General features: G+C 71.4%; 20 protein-coding genes, 2 tRNA genes and 1 pseudogene. 4 read left to right on the forward strand and 19 right to left on the reverse strand.

The features are described 5' to 3' along the window. Position 1: 1 nt before the first annotated feature. The 12 genes from secD to pgsA all read right to left on the reverse strand — a co-directional run bounded on the left by secD (position 2) and on the right by pgsA (position 10,842). Positions 2-1,801, reverse strand: a complete 1,800-nt coding sequence (gene secD / locus ACGF3A_RS22835) for a protein translocase subunit SecD (protein ID WP_393732107.1) — start codon at positions 1,799-1,801, stop codon at positions 2-4. A gap of 132 nt (positions 1,802-1,933) precedes the next feature. Further along, a complete protein-coding gene (gene yajC, locus ACGF3A_RS22840) occupies positions 1,934-2,431 on the reverse strand; it encodes a preprotein translocase subunit YajC (RefSeq protein WP_393732108.1) in 498 nt (165 codons plus the stop codon). 164 nt (positions 2,432-2,595) lie between these two features. After that, positions 2,596-3,684 carry a Holliday junction branch migration DNA helicase RuvB gene (gene ruvB / locus ACGF3A_RS22845; RefSeq protein WP_393732109.1) on the reverse strand — a complete coding sequence of 363 codons (1,089 nt, stop codon included), beginning with the start codon at positions 3,682-3,684 and terminating at the stop codon, positions 2,596-2,598. Positions 3,685-3,691: 7 nt separating this feature from the next. Continuing rightward, positions 3,692-4,312 (reverse strand): Holliday junction branch migration protein RuvA, encoded by a 621-nt coding sequence (gene ruvA / locus ACGF3A_RS22850; RefSeq protein WP_393732110.1) that lies wholly within the window; start codon positions 4,310-4,312, stop codon positions 3,692-3,694. Beyond that, positions 4,309-4,884: a crossover junction endodeoxyribonuclease RuvC gene (gene ruvC / locus ACGF3A_RS22855; protein ID WP_393732111.1), complete on the reverse strand. Its 576-nt coding sequence runs from the start codon at positions 4,882-4,884 to the stop codon at positions 4,309-4,311. The genes ruvA and ruvC overlap by 4 nt, the downstream gene beginning before the upstream one ends. Positions 4,885-5,008: 124 nt before the next feature. Beyond that, entirely contained in the window at positions 5,009-5,761 is a 753-nt protein-coding gene (locus ACGF3A_RS22860; protein WP_393732112.1) for a YebC/PmpR family DNA-binding transcriptional regulator, read from the reverse strand. A 58-nt stretch (positions 5,762-5,819) separates the two neighbouring features. Continuing rightward, positions 5,820-6,410, reverse strand: coding sequence for a pyridoxal 5'-phosphate synthase glutaminase subunit PdxT (gene pdxT / locus ACGF3A_RS22865; protein ID WP_393732113.1), 591 nt, complete (start codon positions 6,408-6,410; stop codon positions 5,820-5,822). 3 nt (positions 6,411-6,413) lie between these two features. After that, a complete protein-coding gene (gene pdxS, locus ACGF3A_RS22870) occupies positions 6,414-7,343 on the reverse strand; it encodes a pyridoxal 5'-phosphate synthase lyase subunit PdxS (protein ID WP_393732114.1) in 930 nt (309 codons plus the stop codon). A 120-nt stretch (positions 7,344-7,463) separates the two neighbouring features. Beyond that, a complete protein-coding gene (locus ACGF3A_RS22875; protein ID WP_393732115.1) occupies positions 7,464-8,012 on the reverse strand; it encodes a hypothetical protein in 549 nt (182 codons plus the stop codon). Between the two features lie 51 nt (positions 8,013-8,063). Continuing rightward, positions 8,064-9,236, reverse strand: coding sequence for a glycosyltransferase family 4 protein (locus tag ACGF3A_RS22880; protein ID WP_393732116.1), 1,173 nt, complete (start codon positions 9,234-9,236; stop codon positions 8,064-8,066). Then, complete coding sequence (locus ACGF3A_RS22885; protein ID WP_393732117.1) at positions 9,233-10,144, reverse strand: phosphatidylinositol mannoside acyltransferase; 912 nt, start codon at positions 10,142-10,144, stop codon at positions 9,233-9,235. The genes ACGF3A_RS22880 and ACGF3A_RS22885 overlap by 4 nt, the downstream gene beginning before the upstream one ends. Beyond that, positions 10,141-10,842, reverse strand: a complete 702-nt coding sequence (gene pgsA, locus ACGF3A_RS22890) for a phosphatidylinositol phosphate synthase (protein ID WP_393732118.1) — start codon at positions 10,840-10,842, stop codon at positions 10,141-10,143. Before pgsA ends, ACGF3A_RS22885 begins: the two co-directional genes overlap by 4 nt. A 230-nt stretch (positions 10,843-11,072) precedes the next feature. Between pgsA and ACGF3A_RS22895 the strand changes: the two genes are divergently transcribed. Together ACGF3A_RS22895 and ACGF3A_RS22900 are read left to right on the forward strand one after the other, a co-directional pair. After that, complete coding sequence (locus ACGF3A_RS22895) at positions 11,073-13,274, forward strand: elongation factor G-like protein EF-G2 (RefSeq protein WP_393732119.1); 2,202 nt, start codon at positions 11,073-11,075, stop codon at positions 13,272-13,274. Positions 13,275-13,414: 140 nt separating this feature from the next. Beyond that, positions 13,415-15,094 carry a hypothetical protein gene (locus ACGF3A_RS22900; protein ID WP_393732120.1) on the forward strand — a complete coding sequence of 560 codons (1,680 nt, stop codon included), beginning with the start codon at positions 13,415-13,417 and terminating at the stop codon, positions 15,092-15,094. A 16-nt stretch (positions 15,095-15,110) separates the two neighbouring features. On the opposite strand, the gene ACGF3A_RS22905 is transcribed toward ACGF3A_RS22900, so the two are convergent. From ACGF3A_RS22905 to ACGF3A_RS22915, 3 genes are all read right to left on the reverse strand, one after another. Then, positions 15,111-15,650, reverse strand: coding sequence for an HIT family protein (locus tag ACGF3A_RS22905; RefSeq protein WP_393732121.1), 540 nt, complete (start codon positions 15,648-15,650; stop codon positions 15,111-15,113). An 88-nt stretch (positions 15,651-15,738) separates the two neighbouring features. Further along, entirely contained in the window at positions 15,739-17,718 is a 1,980-nt protein-coding gene (thrS, locus tag ACGF3A_RS22910) for a threonine--tRNA ligase (RefSeq protein WP_393732122.1), read from the reverse strand. A gap of 128 nt (positions 17,719-17,846) precedes the next feature. Further along, positions 17,847-18,761, reverse strand: coding sequence for a hypothetical protein (locus ACGF3A_RS22915; protein ID WP_393732123.1), 915 nt, complete (start codon positions 18,759-18,761; stop codon positions 17,847-17,849). 148 nt (positions 18,762-18,909) lie between these two features. Here ACGF3A_RS22915 and ACGF3A_RS22920 point away from each other — a divergent pair, with 148 nt between their 5' ends. Beyond that, a complete protein-coding gene (locus tag ACGF3A_RS22920; protein WP_393732639.1) occupies positions 18,910-19,596 on the forward strand; it encodes a 3'-5' exonuclease in 687 nt (228 codons plus the stop codon). A gap of 60 nt (positions 19,597-19,656) precedes the next feature. Here the strand turns inward: ACGF3A_RS22920 and ACGF3A_RS22925 are convergent. The 4 genes and pseudogenes from ACGF3A_RS22925 to ACGF3A_RS22940 form a co-directional block, all read right to left on the reverse strand. Next, positions 19,657-19,728 (reverse strand) — tRNA-Val (locus ACGF3A_RS22925). 30 nt (positions 19,729-19,758) lie between these two features. After that, positions 19,759-20,217 (reverse strand): SRPBCC family protein, encoded by a 459-nt coding sequence (locus tag ACGF3A_RS22930; protein ID WP_393732124.1) that lies wholly within the window; start codon positions 20,215-20,217, stop codon positions 19,759-19,761. A 152-nt stretch (positions 20,218-20,369) separates the two neighbouring features. Then, positions 20,370-20,441: transfer RNA gene (locus ACGF3A_RS22935), tRNA-Val, on the reverse strand. Positions 20,442-20,509: 68 nt separating this feature from the next. Next, a pseudogene (locus ACGF3A_RS22940) lies at positions 20,510-20,800 on the reverse strand (TIGR02611 family protein); the annotation flags it as partial. Between the two features lie 190 nt (positions 20,801-20,990). Here ACGF3A_RS22940 and ACGF3A_RS22945 point away from each other — a divergent pair. Further along, positions 20,991-21,404 carry an SsgA family sporulation/cell division regulator gene (locus ACGF3A_RS22945; protein ID WP_026005227.1) on the forward strand — a complete coding sequence of 138 codons (414 nt, stop codon included), beginning with the start codon at positions 20,991-20,993 and terminating at the stop codon, positions 21,402-21,404. Positions 21,405-21,608: the final 204 nt, after the last annotated feature.

A 21,608-nucleotide genomic window follows, 5' to 3' on the forward strand; every position in this document is an offset into this window, starting at 1 on the left:
CTCACGCCTCCTTCGTGTCGGTGCTGACGGAGGACGAGCGGCGGCCGCGCCGCAGCGGCGGTTTCGCACCGAGCCGCTTCGGGTCGAGCCCGGACCAGGAGTGGCCCTCCGAGAAGAACGGCTTGCGCGCGAGGAGCGTCATCACCGGCTTGGTGAAGAAGAAGACCACGACGACGTCCAGCGCGGTGGTCAGGCCCAGCGTGAACGCGAAGCCCTGCACCTTGCCGACGGTGACGATGAAGAGGACCGCGGCGGCGAGGAAGGAGACGAAGTCCGAGACGAGGATGGTGCGCCGGGCGCGCGGCCAGGCGCGCTCCACGGCGGGCCGCAGCGTGCGTCCCTCGCGCACTTCGTCTCTGATGCGTTCGAAGTAGACGATGAACGAGTCCGCGGTGATGCCGATCGCAACGATCGCACCACACACCGCTGGAAGGTTGAGGGCGAAGCCGATGGCCGGTCCGAGCAACGTCATGATCGTGTACGTCATGACCGCGGAGGCCACGAGGCTGAGGATCGCGATGAGGGCCAGTCCGCGGTAGTACATGATCAGGTAGATGATCACGAGGGCGAGGCCGATGGCGCCCGCGATCAGGCCCGCTTCGAGCTGGTCACTGCCGAGCGCGGCGGTGACGGTCGTGACGTCCGACTCCTCGAAGGAGAGCGGCAGGGCGCCGTAGGACAGGATGTTGGCCAGGTCCTCGGCGGACTCCTGCGTGAAGCTGCCGGAGATCTCCGCGTTGCTCGTCAGCCGCTCGCGGACGCTGGGGGCCGACTGGACCTCACCGTCGAGCGCGATGGCGAACTGGTTCTGCGGCTGCTGCTTCTGCGCGAGCTTGCCGGTGATGTCGCCGAACTGGTCCGAGCCCTTGTCGTCGAAGGACATCTGGACGATCCACTGGCCGCGCTGCTGGTCGAGAACGGCCTTGGCCTTGCTGACGTTCTTGCCCGCGACGGCGACCGGGCCGAGCGCGTACTTGACCTTCTCCTGCGCGTCGCAGGCGACGATCGGATCCTTGGGCTTGGCCGCCGCGGCCTTCTCGCTGGCCTTGGCCTTGGACTCCTTGGTGGAACAGTCCAGCGCCTGCAGCTTCTTGGCGAGGTCCGCGGGCACGCCCGGCTGCTGGGGCTGCTGCTGCGGCGGGACCGAGGGCTGCTCGGTCTCCTTCGGCTTCTTGCCCGACTCGGTGGCCTTCGGGCTCGGCTCGTTCTTCGCCTTCAGGCCGTCGGTGACCGCGCGGCCCTGCGGCTGGTCGCCGCTCTGGGGCTGGCTCGCGGTCGGCTTGGTGGACGGTTCCCCGTCCTCGTCGTCGCTCTGGCCGTCCGGCTTCTTCTTCTGGCCCGCGGACCCGGAGGGTTCGGGCTGCTTCGGCGGCTTCGTCTGCTTCGGGTCCACCTGCGCGTAGGTCAGGACCGGGCGGAAGCCCAGCTCCGCGGTGGTGCCCACCTGCTCGCGCGCCTGCTTGGAGTTCGTGCCCTTGGGGATGTTGACGATGATGTGCTTGTCACCCTGGGTCTGAACCTCGGCCTCCTGCACACCCAGACCGTTCACACGCCGCTCGATGATGCTGACGGCGGTGTCCATGTTGGTCTGGTTGATCGCATTGGGCTTGCCGGGCTGGTTCTTGGCCTCAAGCGTGATGCTCGTGCCGCCCGCGAGGTCGATGCCCAGCCGGGGCGACGTGTGGCCGGAGATGAACATTCCGCCGACCAGCCCGGCCATGACCAGCATGATCAACCCGAGGGAGCGCCATGGCTTCCCCTGGGCGCCCGGGGTCCTGCGGCCCCTCTTCGGTGCTGCCACCTTCTCGTCTCTCCCTGTCCAACCGCCCCTGCCGCCCCCGGAGTTCGTTCGGCCGGGCGACCGCGCGGCGCGCAAAGTGGTGTGCGGACGTCCTCCGCCGCCGGACCCGGTCTCGGTCCGGCGGCGCCGACCTTACTTGGAGCCGGAGTCTCCGTCGCGCTTGGTGTCGCTGGAGTCCTTGTCGGCCTTCGCGGTCTTGGCGTCCTCGGTGGCGTCCGCGTCGCCCTCGGAGTCGTCGTCGGCGTCCTTCTTGCCGAGCTCGACCTTCTCGTCGGCGGGCGTGTCGTCCTCGTCGCGGGTCAGCGCGGAGGCGTCGTCCGGCACGTCGACGTCGAGGGAATCGCCCTCCCCGGCGTTGACGATCCGGTCGAACTCGTCGTCCGGGAGGACGGCGCCGATGGCGTTCTTGGCGAAGAGCGCGTGCACGCCCGGCTCAAGCTCCAGGAGGACCGCGTCCTCACGGATCTCCTTGACGACGGCGTACATTCCGCCGATCGTCCGGACGCCGGTGCCGGGCTGCATCGAGTCACGCATATCGGCAGCCTGGCGCTGCTTCTTCTTGGCAGAACGCGTCATCAGGAACATGGCCCCGATGAGAACGATGAACGGGAGCAGAGCAATAGGGTCCACGGCGGAAGATATTCCTTAGCACGGCCACGTCTCAGCGGCCTGGGTATTCGGGGTGGGCATGCCGTCCTCAAGGGGCGGCGTCGGCGGAGTCTAAGCGAGGGCTCGCCGATGGAACAACGTCAAGCATGGCACTCGGGTTCCTGGCCCGGCGAGTCTCCGCGCCGTCACGCTCCGAACAGTCCCTGTTGCCCCGATCCGCCCAGGGGTGACGGCGGATTCTGCTGGGGCGGGGTCAGTCCCAGGTGTGCCCATGCGGCGGGGGTCGCGATCCGGCCGCGCGGGGTACGCGCGAGCAGGCCCTCCCGTACGAGGAAGGGCTCGGCGACCTCCTCGACGGTCTCACGCTCCTCCCCCACCGCGACGGCCAGGGTCGAGAGGCCGACGGGGCCGCCGCCGAAGAGCTTGAGCAGCGAGCCGAGGACGGCGCGGTCGAGGCGGTCGAGGCCGCGCTCGTCCACCTCGTAGACCTCCAGGGCGCGGGAGGCGATCTCGCGGGTGATCACGCCGTCGGCCTTGACCTGGGCGTAGTCCCGCACGCGGCGCAGCAGCCGGTTGGCGATACGGGGCGTCCCGCGCGAGCGCCCGGCGATCTCGACGGCGCCCTCGGCGTCCGTACTCACGTCGAGCAGGCCCGCGGAGCGGTGGACGACCTGCTCCAGCTCCGCCGGCTCGTAGAACTCCATGTGCGCGGTGAAGCCGAAGCGGTCGCGCAGCGGGGGCGGCAGCAGTCCGGCCCTGGTGGTGGCGCCGACCAGGGTGAACGGCGGCAGTTCGAGCGGGATCGCGGTGGCGCCGGGGCCCTTGCCGACGATGACGTCGACGCGGAAGTCCTCCATCGCCATGTAGAGCATCTCCTCGGCGGGGCGCGACATCCGGTGGATCTCGTCGAGGAAGAGGACCTCGCCCTCCTGGAGGGAGGAGAGGATCGCCGCGAGGTCGCCCGCGTGCTGGATGGCGGGGCCGCTGGTGATGCGGATGGGGGCGCCCATCTCGGCCGCGATGATCATGGAGAGGGTGGTCTTGCCGAGGCCCGGCGCGCCGGAGAGCAGCACGTGGTCGGCGGTGCCGCCGCGCGCGCGGGCGGCGCGCAGCACGAGGTCGAGCTGCTCGCGGACCTTGGGCTGGCCGATGAACTCGCCCAGCTCCTTGGGGCGCAGCGCCGCCTCGACGGCCTGGTCCTCGCTGTCGGCGTCGGCGGCGACGAGGCGCTCGTCCCAGCTGGCGGGCGCGCCGCCCGGGGGTGTCTCGCTCATTCCGGCCTCACCTGGTCCTGTTCAGGTTCCGCAGCGCGGCCTTGAGCAGCACACCGACCTGCGGGGAGTCCGTCTCCTCGGCCTGCGGCGCGACGGAGGACACGGCCTCGTCGGCCTCCCGCGTCGCGTACCCCAACCCGACGAGCGCCGCGTGCAGTTGCTCGCGCCATCCGGCCGAGGCGGCGGTGCCGACGCCCTGCGCGCGGGCGTGCGTGCCGGTGCCCAGGGGCTCGCCGAGGCGGTCCTTCAGCTCCAGCAGCAGCTTCTGCGCCCCCTTCTTCCCGATGCCGGGGACCGCGGTGAGGGCCTTCTCGTCCCCGCTGGACACCGCGTACCTGAGCGCGTCCGGGCTGTGCACGGCGAGCATCGCCTGGGCGAGGCGCGGGCCGACGCCGCTGGCGGTCTGGAGCAGCTCGAAGGTCTGCCGCTCGTCGTCGTCCGCGAAGCCGTAGAGCGTCAGCGAGTCCTCGCGGACGACGAGGGAGGTGGCGAGCTTGGCGGGCTGGCCGACGCGGAGCCCGGCGAGCGTGCCGGGGGCGCACTGCACGGACATGCCCACCCCTCCCACCTCGATCACGGCGGTGTCGGGGGCGAGGGCCGCGACGGGGCCCGAGACGAAGGCGATCATCGGCGGGTACCTTTCAGCCGCTGCGCGGCCATGGCTTGCTGGACCTTCTGGGTCTGCTGGACCTTCTGGGCCTCGTGGGCCTGCTGGAGGCGGTTCTTCGCGGGGGCCCGCCAGATGTGGCAGATGGCGAGCGCCAGCGCGTCGGCCGCGTCGGCCGGCTTCGGGGGCGCGTCCAGCCGGAGCAGCCGCGCGACCATGGCGCCGACCTGGGCCTTCTCCGCGCGGCCCGAGCCGGTGACCGCGGCCTTGACCTCGCTGGGGGTGTGCAGCGCGACGGGCAGTCCGCGGCGCGCGGCGCAGAGCATCGCGACGGCGCTGGCCTGGGCGGTGCCCATCACCGTACGCACATTGTGCTGGCTGAAGACCCGCTCGACGGCGACGGCCTCGGGCCGGTGGGCGTCCAGCCACTCCTCGACGCCACGCTCGATGAGGACCAGCCGGTCGTGGGTCTCGGCCTCCGCCGGTGTGCGCACGACGCCCACGCCGACCATCGTGAGCGGGCGCCCCGCGACGCCGTCGACCACGCCGACTCCGCAACGGGTCAGCCCCGGGTCGATCCCCAGCACGCGCAAGCCGCTCTCCCTCCCCTGCCGCTTCACCTGTTCCCGCAGGTTATCGGGCGGCACCGACAATGCGACGGCCCGGCGGAACGCGTGTCCGCCGGGCCGTCACGCCGAGTCGCGCGCAGCGCGCTTCTCAGGCGTCGACCTTCGCCATGACCTCGTCGGAGACGTCGAAGTTCGCGTAGACGTTCTGCACGTCGTCGCTGTCCTCCAGCGCGTCGATCAGCTTGAAGATCTTCCGCGCCCCCTCCTCGTCCAGCTCGACCTGCACGGTGGGCAGGAAGCTGGAGTCGGCCGAGTCGTAGTCGATCCCGGCGTCCACGAGCGCGGTGCGGACCGCGACGAGGTCGGTGGCCTCGCTGACGACCTCGAAGGACTCGCCCAGGTCGTTGACCTCCTCGGCGCCCGCGTCCAGCACGGCGCCGAGCACGTCGTCCTCGCCCAGGTCGCTCTTCGGGACGATCACGACGCCCTTGCGGTTGAAGAGGTACGAGACGGAGCCCGGGTCGGCCATCGAGCCGCCGTTGCGGGTCATGCCCACGCGCACGTCGGACGCGGCGCGGTTGCGGTTGTCGGTGAGGCACTCGATGAGCACCGCGACACCGTTGGGCCCGTAGCCCTCGTACATGATCGTCTCGTAGTCGGCGCCGCCCGCCTCAAGACCGGCGCCGCGCTTGACCGCGCTGTCGATGTTCTTGTTGGGGACCGACTGCTTCTTCGCCTTCTGGATGGCGTCGTACAGCGTCGGGTTGCCCTCGGGATCGGCGCCGCCCGTACGTGCCGCGACCTCGATGTTCTTGATCAGCTTCGCGAAGAGCTTGCCGCGCTTGGCATCGATCACGGCCTTCTTGTGCTTGGTGGTAGCCCACTTAGAGTGGCCGGACACAGCCTCGCTCCTTCAAAGTCACCAACAGGATCAACGCGGAGATCCTACCGTCCGCCACTCAGCGTGCTGACCGCACCATCTCCGTGAACAGTCCGTGCACCCGGTGGTCGCCCGTGAGCTCCGGGTGGAAGGACGTCGCCAGCAGGTTCCCCTGCCGCACGGCGACCGCGTGGCCGTCGTACGAGGCCAGTGTCGCCGTCCGCGCGCCCGTGGACTCCACCCAGGGGGCGCGGATGAAGACACCCTCGACGGGGCCGCCGTCCACACCCTCCATGATGAGGGATGCCTCGAAGGACTCGTTCTGCCGCCCGAAGGCGTTGCGGCGCACGATCATGTCGATGCCGCCGATGGTCTCCTGGCCGGAGCGCGGATCCAGGATCTTGTCCGCCAGCATGATCATTCCGGCGCAGGAGCCGTACGCGGGCAGCCCCGCGCCGATCCGCTCGCGCAGCGGCTCCATCAGGCCGAACGCCACCGCGAGCTTGGAGATGGTGGTGGACTCGCCGCCGGGGATGACCAGCCCGTCGACCGCGTCGAGCTCCGCGGCGCGCCGTACGGACGTGGCCCGGGCCCCCGCGGCCTCCAGGGCCGCGAGGTGCTCCCGGGTGTCACCCTGCAGGGCGAGGACGCCGACGGTGGGGCGGGCCACCCGTCACCAGCCCCTGTTCGCGTAGCGCTCGCCCTCGGGGAGGGTGTCGCAGTTGATGCCGACCATGGCCTCGCCGAGGCCGCGCGAGACATCGGCGATCACCTTCGGGTCGTCGTAGAACGTCGTCGCCTTCACGATCGCCGCCGCGCGCTTGGCCGGGTCGCCGGACTTGAAGATGCCCGAGCCGACGAAGACGCCCTCGGCGCCGAGCTGACACATCAGCGCCGCGTCCGCCGGGGTGGCGACGCCGCCCGCGGAGAAGAGGACCACGGGGAGCTTGCCCGCCTCGGCGACCTCCTTGACCAGCTCGTACGGGGCGCGCAGCTCCTTGGCCGCGGCGTACAGCTCGTTGTTGTCCAGGACGGTGAGCTTGCCGATCTCGTTCCTGATCTGGCGCATGTGGCGGACGGCCTCGACCACGTTGCCCGTGCCCGCCTCGCCCTTGGAGCGGATCATCGCGGCGCCCTCGGCGATCCGGCGCAGGGCCTCGCCCAGGTTGGTCGCGCCGCACACGAACGGGGTCGTGAACGCGAACTTGTCGCTGTGGTTGACCTCGTCGGCGGGGGTGAGGACCTCGGACTCGTCGATGTAGTCGACCCCGAGCGCCTGGAGGACCTGGGCCTCGACGACGTGCCCGATGCGGGACTTGGCCATGACGGGGATCGAGACCGCGTTGATGATCCCGTCGATCATGTCCGGGTCGGACATACGGGCCACGCCGCCGTCCTTGCGGATGTCGGCCGGGACGCGCTCCAGGGCCATCACGGCGACGGCGCCCGCGTCCTCGGCGATCTTCGCCTCCTCCGGCGTGACGACGTCCATGATCACGCCGCCCTTGAGCTGCTCGGCCATGCCGCGCTTGACGCGCGCGGTGCCGGTGGCCGGGGTCGTGGTCGCGGCGGCGGAGCCTGTGGCGGTGGACGGAGAAGACACGGTTTGACCTCGCTCGACAAGATGAAACGACCGGGCCGCCCTGGCCCGTACCGTCACCGTCGCCGATCGGACGAGACCGGGAAAAGGGCCAATCCATGTGCTGTGGCTCCTCCGGACCCCCTACTGGCCCCGGTCCGCGAGCACCGGCGGCGGCTCGTCGTCCATCTCGAACGCCTGCGGCGACGGCGCGTGGCCCGCCAGCCGGAACCAGCGCACCTTGCGGTGCCGCCGCAGCGCCCGCGCCGCGCGCACCGAGTCGTTGTGGAACCGCCGCGCCATCGGCACGCGCCGGACGGCCGCGCCCAGTTCCCGCGCCGTCTCGGCGCCGCCCGGCGCCGCCCGTACGGCCTCGACCTGCGCGCTGTCCGCGAAGACCGCCCGCAGCGCCTGGCTCAGCTCGCTCTCGGACACCTCCCGCTGGTCCTCCTCGGCCTGCCGCGCGTCGTGCGCCGCCTGGTAGAGGACGATCGAGGCGGCGGGGTCCAGGACCCCCGCCGTCGCCAGCTCCTGCACGATCGAGGCCCGGCGCAGCAGCTGCGCGTCCAGGGCCGCCTTGGCGGCGTCGATCCGCGTGTGCAGCCGGTCCAGGCGGCCCGCGGTCCAGCTCAGATAGACGCCGATCACCAGCAGGACGGCGGCGATCCAGATCAGTGTGGTGACGGTGGGCATCGTGGCTCTCGGGTCTCGTCGTCGGTCACGGGCCGGCCGGTCACAGGCCCGTCAGTCGCGGGCCAGGCCGAGCCGGGCCCGCAGCCCCGTACGTTCGTCGGGCGCCACGGAGGCGGCGCCGTCGGTCACCGTCTCGTAGACGGCGAGGATGTCCGCGCCGACCGTGGACCAGTCGAAGCGGCGCACGTGCCGGGTGCCCAGCGCCCGCAGCTCGGCCCGGCGCTCGGGGTCGGCCAGCAGGCGCACGGCGGACTCGGCGAGCGCGTCGGCGCGCTCGTTGGTGAACAGCTCGCCCGCCGCTCCCCCGTCCAGGACCTGCTCGAAGGCGTCCAGGTCGGAGGCGAGCACCGGCGCGCCCGCCGACATCGCCTCGACGAGGATGATGCCGAAGCTCTCGCCGCCCGTGTTGGGCGCCACGTACAGGTCCACGCTGCGCAGCAGGCGGGCCTTGTCCTCGTCGCTGACCATGCCGAGGAACTCGACGCTGTCCCGCATGCCCTCGGGCAGCGAGGCCACCGCCTCCTCCTCGTCGCCCCGCCCCGCGACCAGCAGTCGCGTCCCGGGCGCCTTCTCCAGGATCTCGGGCAGCGCCCGCATCAGGACGGGCAGGCCCTTGCGGGGCTCGTCGATGCGGCCGATGAAGCCGATCGTGCGGCCCTCGGGCCCGCCCTGCCACTCCGGCTTGGGCTCGGCGTCCGCGAAGAAGCCGACGTCCACGCCGTTCGGGATGACGACCGCGTCGCCGCCCAGGTGCTCGACGAGCGTACGGCGGGCGTACTCGCTCACCGCGATACGGGCGCTGATCTTCTCCAGCGCGGGCTGCAGGATCGGATAGGCCGCGATCATGAACCGCGAGCGCGGGTTGGACGTGTGGAACGTCGCGACGATCGGCCCCTGCGCGGTCCAGCACGCCAGCAGCGCCAGCGACGGCGTCGCGGGCTCGTGGATGTGGAGCACGTCGAAGGCGCCCTCGTGCACCCACCGGCGTACGCGCGCCGCCGAGAGGAAGCCGAAGTTGAGCCGCGCGACCGAGCCGTTGTACGGCACGGGAACGGCGCGTCCCGCCGAGACGACGTACGGCGGCAGGGGGGTCTCGTCGTCCGACGGAGCGAGGACGGACACCTCGTGCCCCAGCCGGATCAGATGCTCGGCCAGATCGCGGATGTGGAACTGGACGCCGCCCGGGACGTCCCAGGAGTACGGGCAGGCGATGCCGATCCTCATCCGGTCCCCTCCCGGGGTTCGAGGTCCGAGAGCCAGAACCGCTGGAGCATGTGCCAGTCCTCCGGGTGCTCGGCGATGCCCGCCGCGAAGACGTCGGCGACGACCTGCGTCATGGCCGCCGACTTCTCCCTGCGGCTGCCGTGCTCGGGCACCTCGACCGGCGGGTGCACCCGCCCCTTCATCACGGACGTCCCGTCGTACCAGAGCGTCACCGGCATCAGCAGCGCCCCGGTCTGCTGCGCCAGCATCGCGGGCCCCGCGGGCATCCGCGCGGTCTCGCCGAAGAACTTCACGTCGACCCCGGACGAGGACAGATCGCGGTCCGCGACCAGGCAGACGAAGCCGCCCGCGCGCAGCCTGCGGGCCAGGGTGCCGAACGCGGAGCCGCCCGCGTGCGGCAGCACCTCCATGCCGAGCCCCTCGCGGTACGCGACGAAGCGGTCGTACAGCGACTCGGGCTTCAGCCGCTCCACGACCGTGGTGAACGGCGTCTTCGTCTCCGTGACGACCCAGGCGCCCGCCAGGTCCCAGTTGCCCATGTGCGGCAGCGCCAGCAGCACGCCCCGGTCGGAGGCGAGGCCGTCGGTCAGCCGGTCCATGTCGTGGATGTGGACCGAGTCAAGCAGCTGCCGCTCGCTGTAGGCGGGCAGCCGGAAGGACTCCATCCAGTAGCGCATGTACGAGCGCATCCCGGCCCGGGAGAGCTGCCGCAGATACGCCTCGGAGGCGTCGGGCACCACGCGCGCCAGGTTCGCCTCCAGGCGGCTGACGCCCTTGCCCCGCCGCTTCCAGGCGACGTCCGCGATGCGGCGTCCCAGGCGCTCCGCGGCGGGCTGCGGGAGCTTCTTCACCCCGGCCCAGCCGAGCCGGTAGAGCGAGTCGGTGAGCCGGTCGGTGGCCGTGCTCAAGCCGTCCTCCCCTCCGCCTTGGGGGCGTCGTCGCCCTCGGCCGGTGCGGCGGCCTCCGCCGCCTCCGCGTCCGCCTCGGCGGCCTCCCGCCGTACGGTCACCACACGCTGGCCCAGCGTCACCGCGCTGCCCACGGCGACCACCCAGAGCGCGAGCGGCAGCAGCAGCCCGATGTGCGGCACGCCGAAGGTGTGCTCGAAGCCGGAGAGCCCGGCGAGCACCAGCGTGATCACCAGCCGCTCGGCGCGCTCCACGAGCCCGTTGACGTTCACGGGCAGGCCGATGCTCTCGCCGCGCGCCTTGGTGTACGAGACGACCTGGCCGCTGGCCAGGCAGAACAGCGTGACGGAGCAGAGCACCAGGTCGTCGCCCCGGCCCGCGTACCAGAGGGCGATGCCGCCGAAGACGGCCGCGTCCGCGACCCGGTCCAGCGTGGAGTCCAGGAACGCGCCCCAGCGGCTCGAACGCCCGAGCTGACGGGCCATGTTGCCGTCGACCAGGTCCGAGAAGACGAACAGGGTGATGACGACCGTCCCCCAGAAGAACTCACCCTGGGGGTAGAAGACCAGCGCTCCGGCCATCACGCCGCCGGTACCGACCAGCGTGACCGCGTCCGGACTCACCCCCAGGCGCAGCAGCAGTGCGGCGAAAGGGGTGAGGACACGCGTGAAGAAAGCACGCGCGTACTTGTTCAGCATGGCCGTCCCGGAAGGTCGTGAGCGAGCCGGGTGGCGATGCGGCCACCGGCTGGCCCATCGTAGCCACGCCCTCCCGCCCCGCCGCGAACGGATCGCTGTCGCGCTGTGTGATGTATGGACGGCTCCGGACGGCGGTGGAAAGCTCGAATGAACCGCGGTCTTCGCGACCCTCGTCCCAACAGCGCGCCACGCAGCGCGGTCCACCAGGTGTCAACCGGAAGGCGGGACCCATGGGCGACAAAGCGAACGCACACCCCGGAGCCGCCGGCAGGGCAGCGGCGGCCGACCACCCCGCATCGATACGGAACGTGGTGCTGGTCGGCCACAGCGGAGCGGGAAAGACGACCCTGGTCGAATCGCTCGCCCTCACCTCCGGCGCGGTGAACCGTGCGGGCAGGGTCGAGGACGGCGGCTCCCTGTCGGACTACGACGAGATCGAGCACAGGCAGCAGCGCTCCGTACAGCTCTCCCTCGTGCCCCTCGAATGGAACGACATCAAGATCAACATCCTGGACACCCCCGGATACGCCGACTTCGTCGGAGAGTTGCGCGCCGGGCTGCGGGCGGCGGACGCCGCCCTCTTCATCGTCTCGGCCGCCGACGGCGTGGACGGCGCGACCCGCCTCGTCTGGCAGGAGTGCGCCGCCGTCGGCATGCCCCGGGCCATCGTCGTCACCCATCTCGACGCGGCCCGCGCGGACTTCGGCGAGATGGTCGCCACCTGCCAGCGCGTCTTCGGCGGCGACGACCAGGACGCGGTGATCCCGCTCTACCTCCCCCTCCACGGCGCACCCGCCGCCGACGGGAACGCCCCGGTCGCGGGCCTCATCGGACTCCTCTCCCAGCGTCTCTTCGACTACTCCCCCGGCCAGCGCACCGAGCGCGACCCGGGACCCGAGCATCTGCCGCTCATCGAGGAGGCCAGGAACCGGCTGATCGAGGGCATCATCGCGGAGAGCGAGGACGAGACCCTGATGGAGCGCTACCTCGGCGGCGAGGAGTGCGACGTCAAGACGCTCATCCAGGACCTGGAGAAGGCCGTCGCACGCGGCGTCTTCCACCCGGTGCTGGCCGCGGCCCCCGCCCCCGAGGGCGGCAAGCAGGGGCTCGGCACGGTCGAGCTGCTGGAGCTGATCACCGGCGGCTTCCCGACCCCCGAGGAGCGCGACGTCCCGCCGGTCACCACCCCCCAGGGCAAGCCGCGCCCCCAGCTCACCTGCGACCCGGCGGGCCCGCTCGCCGCCGAGGTGGTCAAGACCTCCTCCGACCCGTACGTCGGCCGGATCTCGCTCGTACGGGTCTTCTCCGGCACCCTCCGTCCCGACGACACGGTGCACGTCTCCGGGCACGGGCTGGAGAGCAGGGGCCACGAGGACCACGACGTGGACGAGCGCGTGGGCGCCCTGTCCGCGCCGTTCGGCAAGCAGCAGCGCGCCCTCGACCTCGCCATCGCGGGCGACCTGGCCTGCGTGGCCAAGCTCAGCCGCGCCGAGACCGGCGACACCCTCTCCGCCAAGGACGACCCGCTGCTCATGGAGCCGTGGGTGATGCCCGACCCGCTCCTGCCCGTCGCCATCCAGGCGCACAGCAAGGCGGACGAGGACAAGCTCTCCCAGGGCCTCTCCCGGCTGGTCGCCGAGGACCCGACCATGCGCCTCGAACAGAACCAGGACACCCATCAGCTCGTGCTCTGGTGCCTGGGCGAGGCCCACATGGACGTGGCCCTCGAACGGCTGCGCACCCGCTACGGCGTCCAGGTCGACGCGGTGCCGCACAAGGTCTCGCTCCGCGAGACCTTCGCCTCCCCGGCCTCCGGACGCGGACGGCACGTCAAGCAGTCCGGCGGCCACGGGCAGTTCGCGATCTGCGAGATCACGGTCGAGCCGCTCCCCGGCGGCTCCGGCATCGAGTTCGTCGACAAGGTCGTGGGCGGCGCCGTGCCCCGCCAGTTCATCCCGTCCGTCGAGAAGGGCGTCCGCTCCCAGGCGGTCAAGGGCGTCGCCGCCGGGTACCCGCTCGTGGACGTACGGGTGACGCTGCACGACGGCAAGGCGCACTCGGTCGACTCGTCCGACGCCGCGTTCCAGACGGCGGGCGCCCTGGCCCTGCGCGAGTGCGCGTCCCAGGCGAAGATCCACCTGCTGGAACCGGTCGCCGAACTGGAGGTCATGGTCGCCGACGAGTACGTCGGAGCCGTGATGAGCGACCTCTCCGGACGCCGCGGCCGGGTGCTCGGCACGGAGCAGGTGTCCGGCGGCAGTACGCTCGTGCGGGCCCAGATCCCCGAGATCGAGATCAGCCGGTACGCGGTGGACCTCCGCTCGATGTCCCACGGCACCGGCCGGTTCTCCCGCGCCTACGCCCGGCACGAGCCGATGCCGCAGCAGCACGCGACCAGGATCCTGGAAGAGGAGAGGAACGGAGACCGCTGAAGACGCCGAGGCCCTGAAGACGGGCCGTTCGGGCGCGCGTACGCTGGGGCAAGATGTGTGCCGACCACGGCAGTTGGGAAGCGGTCCGTGGTCGGCAGCACACACGTGCACGCGTGAGCACAGCCTGAAGTGGGGGCCCAGTGGCCGGATTCGACGATCTCAGCAGCAGTACCGACGCGGCATCCGATTTCACCCCCGGCGCGCAGATCCCGCTCTCCGGCGCGGGAGGCCAGACGGCGGCCAGCCAGGCCCTGGCCTCCGCCGCGTACCGCGACGACGAGGTGACCAAGCTCCTGGAGGCCAACCCGGACGCGAGCGTCAAGAAACCCAGACTCTCCCTCTTCGAACCGAACCTCGGCGAGGCCTTCTCCCGCGCCATCCAGGTCCGGCTGCTGGGCGGCGCCCGTAAGCCGCTCATCCAGTCGTTCGGCATCGAGCCGCAGGCCGTGGTCGAGCACTGCCTCGCCGCCACCCGCGTGCGCAAGCAGCGGGACTCACGGCTGACCGTCGTCATGGTGGTCTTCGGGCTGCTCTTCCTGCCCGGCGTGCTGCTGTGGCTCGGCGCCTTCCAGCTCCGCCGTACGCTCGCGGGCGCCAAGGACAAGCGCGCCGGGGCCTTCGGCACGGTCGCCCTGGTCGCGTTCGCGGGCCTGGTCGTGCTCTTCGCCGTCAAGCTGCCCTTCACCGGCTTCTGGGCGATCTATCTCCGGGCCATGCTCGTGGCGCCCGTCATCGGCTGGCTGTGGGCCAAGCAGATCTGCGAGAAGTACGCGAAGGACCTGCGCGGCCGCTGGTCCGGCATGCTGGGCGGCGCCGGGGTCGGCGCCAAGATCCCGGAGGCCGTGCCGCAGGACCCGGGCGACGCGGGCGCCGAGCGCATCCGACTCGGCCTGGCCAAGGTCGCCGCCGAGCAGGCCAGCAACCTCGTCTACTACGCGGGCCCCAAGGGGATACTGGGCATGGGCACCCGCTGGGGCAGCTGGCAGCTCGCCGAGGAGCTCGTCCCCGCCAAGTCGGAGGAGGAGATCTATCCGTTCCGCAGCTGGGACGTCGTCCGCGCCATCCACGACCAGCTCCGCCTGCTGGAGCGTGGCCCCCTGCACACCGGCGGCTTCCCCGCGCACTCCATGTCGATAAGGCACTGGATCGTTTCTCCTGTCGGCGAGGGCGCCAAGGAGGTCAAGCGCCCCGACGGCCAGGAGGTCGAGGGGTACCGCATCAAGCAGTTCGAGATAGAGCGCATCTGCAACGAGCAGCAGTTCGGCGCGGGCAACCGGCACTACCTGGGCGTGCAGTTCGTCCTCTGGGACGGCCAGCTGGTCATCACCCTGCTCATCACCGTGACCGTCCTGCACCACACCCTGCGCATCGAGGTCACCGGGCACGCGCTCGGCCCCGTCCACCCGCTCTTCACCAGCGGCCCCAAGGCCAAGACCAAGACGGTGTCCAAGAGCGTGAAGTTCTGGGAGACCAAGTCCATCAGCCTCCCCCTCGTCGAGGCCAAGGAGGTCGTGCGGCTCACGGCACGCGCCCCCTTCACCTGGTTCCCGCCGGTGCTGGACTTCCTGGGCGGCAAGCTCACCCTCCCCGAGCCCTTCGGGCTGCGCCACGCGTGGGCGGACAAGCCCTGGCGGCACCGGTTCATGGCGGACGACGCGCTGCGCGCCGCGACGCCGGTGCTGCGCGTGGTCCACCAGGCGGCGATCCGGGTGCTGAAGGAGAACGGCTGCGACGTCGACCAGTTCGGCAACCGCTCCCTCGCCCTCAGCGGCCAGGTCCAGGGCGCCACCCCCGCGAAGGCCGACCTCTACGACGCGTAGGCCCCGCGCCGCCCGCCTACCAGGCTTCGGCCAGCATCGTCCGGGTGTCGGCCAGCAGCTGCGGCAGCACCTTGGTGTGGCCGACGACGGGCATGAAGTTGGTGTCGCCGCCCCAGCGCGGCACGACGTGCTGATGCAGATGGGCGGCGATACCGGCACCCGCGACGGTGCCCTGGTTCATGCCCAGGTTGAACCCGTGGGCGCCGGACACCTTGCGCAGCACGGTCATCGCCCGCTTGGTGAACTCCGCCAGCTCGGCCGTCTCCACCTCGGTCAGCTCGGTGTAGTCCGCGACGTGCCGGAAGGGCACGGACATGAGGTGGCCGCCGTTGTAGGGGTACAGATTGAGCACCGCGTAGACCTGCTCGCCCCGCGCGATGATCAGTCCGTCCTCGTCGGATTTCGCCGGGATCGCGCAGAACGGGCACCCCTCATCGGAGCCGGGACCGCTCGGCTTGTTCTCGCCCTGGATGTACGCCATGCGGTGCGGGGTCCACAGGCGCTGGAACGCGTCGGGCGTCCCCACTCCGATCTGCTGCTCCGGCTCACTCGTCATGCGGCCCAGCTTATGCACCGGGAGGCGGGGGACACGACGAGGGGCGGCCCGGCACCACCGGACCGCCCCTCTGCCGTAAGCGTCCCACTCACACCTGGATACGGCGCTCCACGGCGTCCCGGATCTCGGCGAGGGCGTCGTCCTTCGGGATCCCGTTCTTCTGCGTCCCGTCCCGGTAGCGGAAGGAGACCGCCCCGGCGGCGACGTCCTCGTCACCGGCGATGACCATGAACGGCACCTTGCTGCGCTGCGCGTTCCTGATCTTCTTCTGCATCCGGTCCGAGGACGAGTCGACGTCCACCCGCAGCCCGGCCGCCTTCGCCGCGCCCGCGAACTCCTCCAGGTACGGCACGTGGTCGTCGCCGATCGGGATGCCGACCGCCTGGACCGGGGCGAGCCACGCCGGGAACGCGCCCGCGTAGTGCTCCAGCAGCACCGCGAAGAAGCGCTCGATCGAGCCGAAGAGGGCCCGGTGGATCATCACGGGGCGCTGGCGCGAGCCGTCGGCCGCGGTGTATTCGAGGTCGAAGCGCTCCGGCAGGTTGAAGTCCACCTGGATCGTCGACATCTGCCAGGTACGGCCGATCGCGTCGCGCGCCTGGACGGAGATCTTCGGCCCGTAGAAGGCGGCGCCGCCGGGGTCCATGACCAGTTCGAGGCCCTGCTTGCCCGCGGCCATGCGCAGGGTCTCGGTGGCCTCCTCCCAGTTCTCGTCCGTGCCGATGAACTTCTCCGGGTCCTTGGTGGACAGCTCCAGGTAGAAGTCCTCCAGGCCGTAGTCGCGCAGGAGGTTGAGGACGAAGGTGAGCAGGCTGTCCAGCTCGTCCGCCATCTGCTCCTTGGTGCAGTAGATGTGCGCGTCGTCCTGGGTGAAGCCCCGGGCGCGGGTCAGGCCGTGCACGACACCGGACTTCTCGTAGCGGTACACGGTGCCGAACTCGAACAGCCGCAGCGGCAGTTCGCGGTACGAGCGGCCGCGCGCGTCGAAGATCAGGTTGTGCATCGGGCAGTTCATGGGCTTGAGGTAGTAGTCCGTGCCCTCGTCGAGCTGCATGGGCGGGTACATGCCGTCGGCGTACCAGTCCAGGTGGCCCGACTTCTCGAACAGCTTCCCCTTGGTGGCGTGCGGGGTGTAGACGAACTCGTACCCCGCCTCCTCGTGCCGACGGCGCGAGTAGTCCTCCATGGTGCGGCGGATGATGCCGCCGCGGGGGTGGAAGACGGCGAGCCCGGAGCCGATGTCCTCGGGGATCGAGAAGAGGTCCAGCTCGGAGCCGAGCTTGCGGTGGTCGCGCTTCTCGGCCTCGGCGAGGAACTCCAGGTACGCCTTCAGCTCGTCCTTGGTCGGCCAGGCGGTGCCGTAGATCCGCTGGAGCTGCTTGTTCTTCTCGCTGCCCCGCCAGTACGCGGCGGCGGAGCGCATCAGCTTGAAGGCCGGGATGTTACGGGTCGTGGGCAGGTGCGGACCCCGGCAGAGGTCCTTCCAGCACAGGTCGCCGCTCTTGGGGTCGAGGTTGTCGTAGATGGTCAGCTCGCCGGAGCCGACCTCGGCGGAGGCGCCCTCGGCCGCCTCGGCGGCGTTGCCCTTGAGGCCGATCAGCTCCAGCTTGTACGGCTCAGCCGCCAGCTCCTCGCGGGCGTCCTCGTCGGTGGTGACGCGGCGGGAGAAGCGCTGGCCCTGCTTCTGGATCTGCTGCATCTTCTTCTCGATGCGCTTCAGGTCCTCGGGCGTGAAGGGCTCGGCGACGTCGAAGTCGTAGTAGAACCCGTCCTTGACCGGCGGGCCGATGCCGAGCTTGGCGTCCGGGAAGAGCTCCTGCACGGCCTGGGCCATCACGTGCGCCGTGGAGTGGCGGAGGATCGCGAGGCCGTCGTCGCTGGTGATCCCGACGGGCTCGACCTCGTCGCCCTCGGCCAGCTCGTACGCGAGGTCCTTCAGCTCGCCGCCGACGCGGGCCGCGACGACGGTGCGGTCGCCCTCGAAGAGAGCGGCGGCCGTCGTGCCCGTCGTCACCACGCGCTCTTCCCGCTCGGAATCGCGTTGAATGGCCACACGGACATCTGCCACCGGTCTCTCCTGACTCTTGTCTGGGTCGCGCGGACGATTGCCACGCGCGTCGAATCGTACCGAGCCGGTCCCCCCGACCGCGAAACGGCAGGGGGACGGCAGGGGGGATGGCAGGGGGGTGCCCTGCCCTAGCCGCCCATCCCCCGCCCGAACCCGTCCAGCCCGTCGCGCAGGCCCTTCAGCAGCCGCTCACGCTCCGTCGCGGGCACGGGGACGGGCGCGACGCTGTGCGTCCCGGAGACGCGCCGGAAGCCGCCCCTGCTCTCCAGCACGCCCGAGAGCCGCAGCGGCAGCCCGGCGAGGTGGGCGTGGACGGCGGTGCGGTACGCCTCCTCGTCGAGCCGGGCCCGTATCTGGGCGACCTCGCACCCGGCGAGCACCCGCAGCCGTACGGAGCCGGGGCCGCCGGGCCCGGGGCGGCGCAGCCGCACCACGGTGCCCGTCACCCGTACGGGGACGGAGGGCTCCTCCCGTACGTACCACCGCCCGGCCTGCTCCAGCGCCGCGAGGTCGCCCGGGGTGAAGACCACGGGCCGCTCGGGGCAGCCCTCGGGCGTACCCGCCGCGCACGACCAGGCCACCCAGATCCGTACGCCCTCGGTGCCGCGCACCATCTGGTGGACGGCGTCCGTGAGTTCCTGGCACACACCGCGCCGGACGGCGGCGTCGAACGCCTCCATGCCGCCGGTCGCGCGGTGGTGCCGTACGGCGTCGGCGGTCGCGCGCAGGGCGCGGGCGAGGGTGACGACGGGCCGCCGCGCGGCCTCGTCCCCGGCGGGAAGGCGCGCGGTCAGCCGCCGTCCGCCCTCCTCGTCCGCGGTGCCCTCGTCCCAGGCGGCGCGCTCGGCGTAGGCGTCCGCGTGCCGCTCGAAGCGCAGGCCGTAGTAGCCCGCGCGGTCGCGGGCGGCCAGCGCGCCCGCGCGCAGCATGGCCCGCGCGGCGCCGCCCAGCTTCTGCCGGGCGCGCCAGGCCGCGGCCCGGTTGCTCTGCGGCAGTTCGCGCCGCCAGTGGATCTCATCGCCGTCTGCGGCGCCGCCTCGCATCAGGACTCCGTCTCCGCGCCGTCCCCCTTCCCGCTCTCCTCACCGCGTGAAGAGCACGGCAAACTGCCGTGGTTGACCGGGCACAGGCTGCGGTATCACCTGCTCGCGGGGGAGAGCGGCCGTTGCCACGGGAGCGGGATCCATGCCCATGATGTTCTGGTACGAGGCGCCGCTCGCGGCGTTCGCCCTGCGCTCGACGCGCACCCCCCTCTCCCGCCTCCCCTTCGACGCGGAGAACGACCGGATGACCGCCGCCGCGCTGGTCACCCAGCTCGCCCCGGGCGCCCCCACGGCGTCGCGCGGCTGGCAGGTGGAGTCCGCGCCCGTTCCGGCGTGGTCGGTGGAGGAGCAGGCCCGCGCACTGGCGGCCCAGGAGTCGTCGGGGACCCCGCTGGTGGTCATGAACGCGCCGTACGACCTGACGCTCCTGGACCGGGAGTTACGGCGCCTGCGCGGCACCCGTCTCGCCGACCATCTCGGCCGCGCCTCGCTCTGCGTCCTCGACCCGCTCGTCCTCGACAAGCACCTGGACCGTACGCGCGGGGGCCGCCGCGCACTGCCCGACCTGTGCGCGTACTACGGGGTGCCGCTCCCGCCGCCCGACGGGGACGCGGAGTCCGCCGCGCGGGCCGGTCTGGAGGTCGTACGGGCGCTGGGCCGGCACCACGCGCCGCGCCTCTCGTGCCACTCCCCCGCCGAGCTGCACACGCTCCAGGCTGTCTGGTACGGCGCCCAAGCACGCGGCACGGCCCCGTGGTTCGCCTCCGGCCGTACGGAACGGCAGGTGGACCCGGCATGGCCACTGCGCCCGGAGACCCCGCCCGCGGTCGCGTAGACACCGGCCCAACGCGAAGGGCCGCCCCGTCGGTTGACGGAGCGGCCCTCGGCCTACGGGTGGGCGATACTGGGTTCGAACCAGTGACCTCTTCGGTGTGAACGAAGCGCTCTCCCACTGAGCTAATCGCCCGTTGGCACGAGCAGAACCATACAGTGCGGCTCACGGTTCATCCAAACCGTTTGCCAGCCGAAGGCGCAGCCCACGCCGCCCGCCCCGCATCATCAGCGCGTGGTTGACGAGGAAGAAGGGCCGCCCGGGCAGAGCGAGCAGCCTCATCAGCGGTTTCCGCACGACGACCTCCTGCTCGTACAGCGCGGAGGTGCCGGTCCCCCGGGCCCGTACGGTCCAGCGCGCGAAGCCCTCCAGGTCCCCGCTCATCCGGATCTCCAGCACCCGCGCCCCGGGGTCCCTGCGCGTCATCCGGGCGCCGATCTCCAGTTCGTACGGCAGGAAGGAACGGAACCGGGCGGTACCGGTGACGTCGTCGACCTGGGACACGGCCCGCACCTGCGGCCACCACTCCGGATACTCCTCGGCCCGCTCCAGCACCGCGTACACCCGCGCGGGCGGCTCGGGCAGCTCCCAGACACTCCGGAAGCGATACCGGTTCCAGTCCATGGCCCCCTCCAGCCGTCTGAGAAAGAGGGTCCCCCACGGAGGGGGGTGCGGGTGGGCGAAGCCCCCCCCCGCAACGCGCGGCGAAGCCGCGCAAAAACAACGAGGGCGAGACGGTCCGCGCGTTCCGCGGACACACCTCGCCCTCGCCATCGTGGGCGATACTGGGTTCGAACCAGTGACCTCTTCGGTGTGAACGAAGCGCTCTCCCGCTGAGCTAATCGCCCGTTGGCGGGGACAACGTTACCGCATGTCAGAGGGTGCTCTGCTCCACCTTGCGCCCGGCCTTCCGCTCTTTGCGGAGGCGCCTGCGCTCCTTCATCCACTCCGTGCCCTCGTGCACCTTCCGCCTCGTCCAGCGGAGCACGTGCTGGGCCCAGATGAACTCGGTCCCCCAGACCGCCATGCCGCCGAAGATGACCAGCCACCCGGGGCCGGGCAGCGGCAGCATGATGATGCCCGCCACGACGATGGCGAGGCCGATGAGGAAGATCCCCGCGCGCCAGCTCAGGTGCAGCGGCCGCGACGCCTGGACGAAGCCGGGCGCGCGCGAGCCAAGTGGCTTCTCGTCACTCTCCGCACTCATGAACCCAAGGTACCGGACCCCCTGTCGGTTCACCGTAATGGCCGAACGAGCAAATCACCCCTAGGCCATACGGAGGGCCCTATTCCGTACAAATCGGGCAGAGGGGTTTACAACCGGCCCGTAGGTGGCATGTCGATTTCGCCGACGTGCGAATCCCCGAGCGCACACTGAGCGAAAGGCCCTGGCGCTTATGAACACAACGGTGAGCTGTGAGCTGCACCTGCGCCTCGTTGTTTCGAGCGAGTCCTCACTGCCTGTACCCGCGGGCCTGCGGTACGACACGGCGGATCCCTATGCCGTGCATGCCACCTTCCACACCGGAGCCGAGGAGACCGTGGAGTGGGTCTTCGCCCGCGACCTCCTGGCCGAGGGTCTCCACCGGCCCACGGGCACCGGAGACGTCCGTGTGTGGCCCTCCCGGAGTCATGGCCAGTCCGTCGCCTGCATCGCCCTCAGCTCCCCAGAGGGCGAAGCACTGCTCGAAGCCCCCGCGCGGGCGCTGGAATCCTTCCTGAAGCGGACCGACGCCGCCGTGCCGCCGGGCACCGAGCACCGCCACTTCGACCTCGACACGGAGCTCTCGCACATCCTCGCCGAGAGCTGAGACCGCCAGGCCACCGCGGCCGTCCGACTCGGGGCGACGGCCGTGGGGCCCGGCAGCCGTGTGCCCACGGCAATCACCACGTCACCGGCACACAGCGACGCCGCCGCCGCGTACGAGCACCACGCGTACGCGGCGGCGGCGTCGCCGCGCACGGGAGCGACTAGGCTCTTTCCGCATCGGAGAGAACCGCTGACCGCTGATCCT

The organism is Streptomyces sp. NPDC048172, assembly GCF_043202595.1.
Taxonomy (GTDB): domain Bacteria; phylum Actinomycetota; class Actinomycetes; order Streptomycetales; family Streptomycetaceae; genus Streptomyces.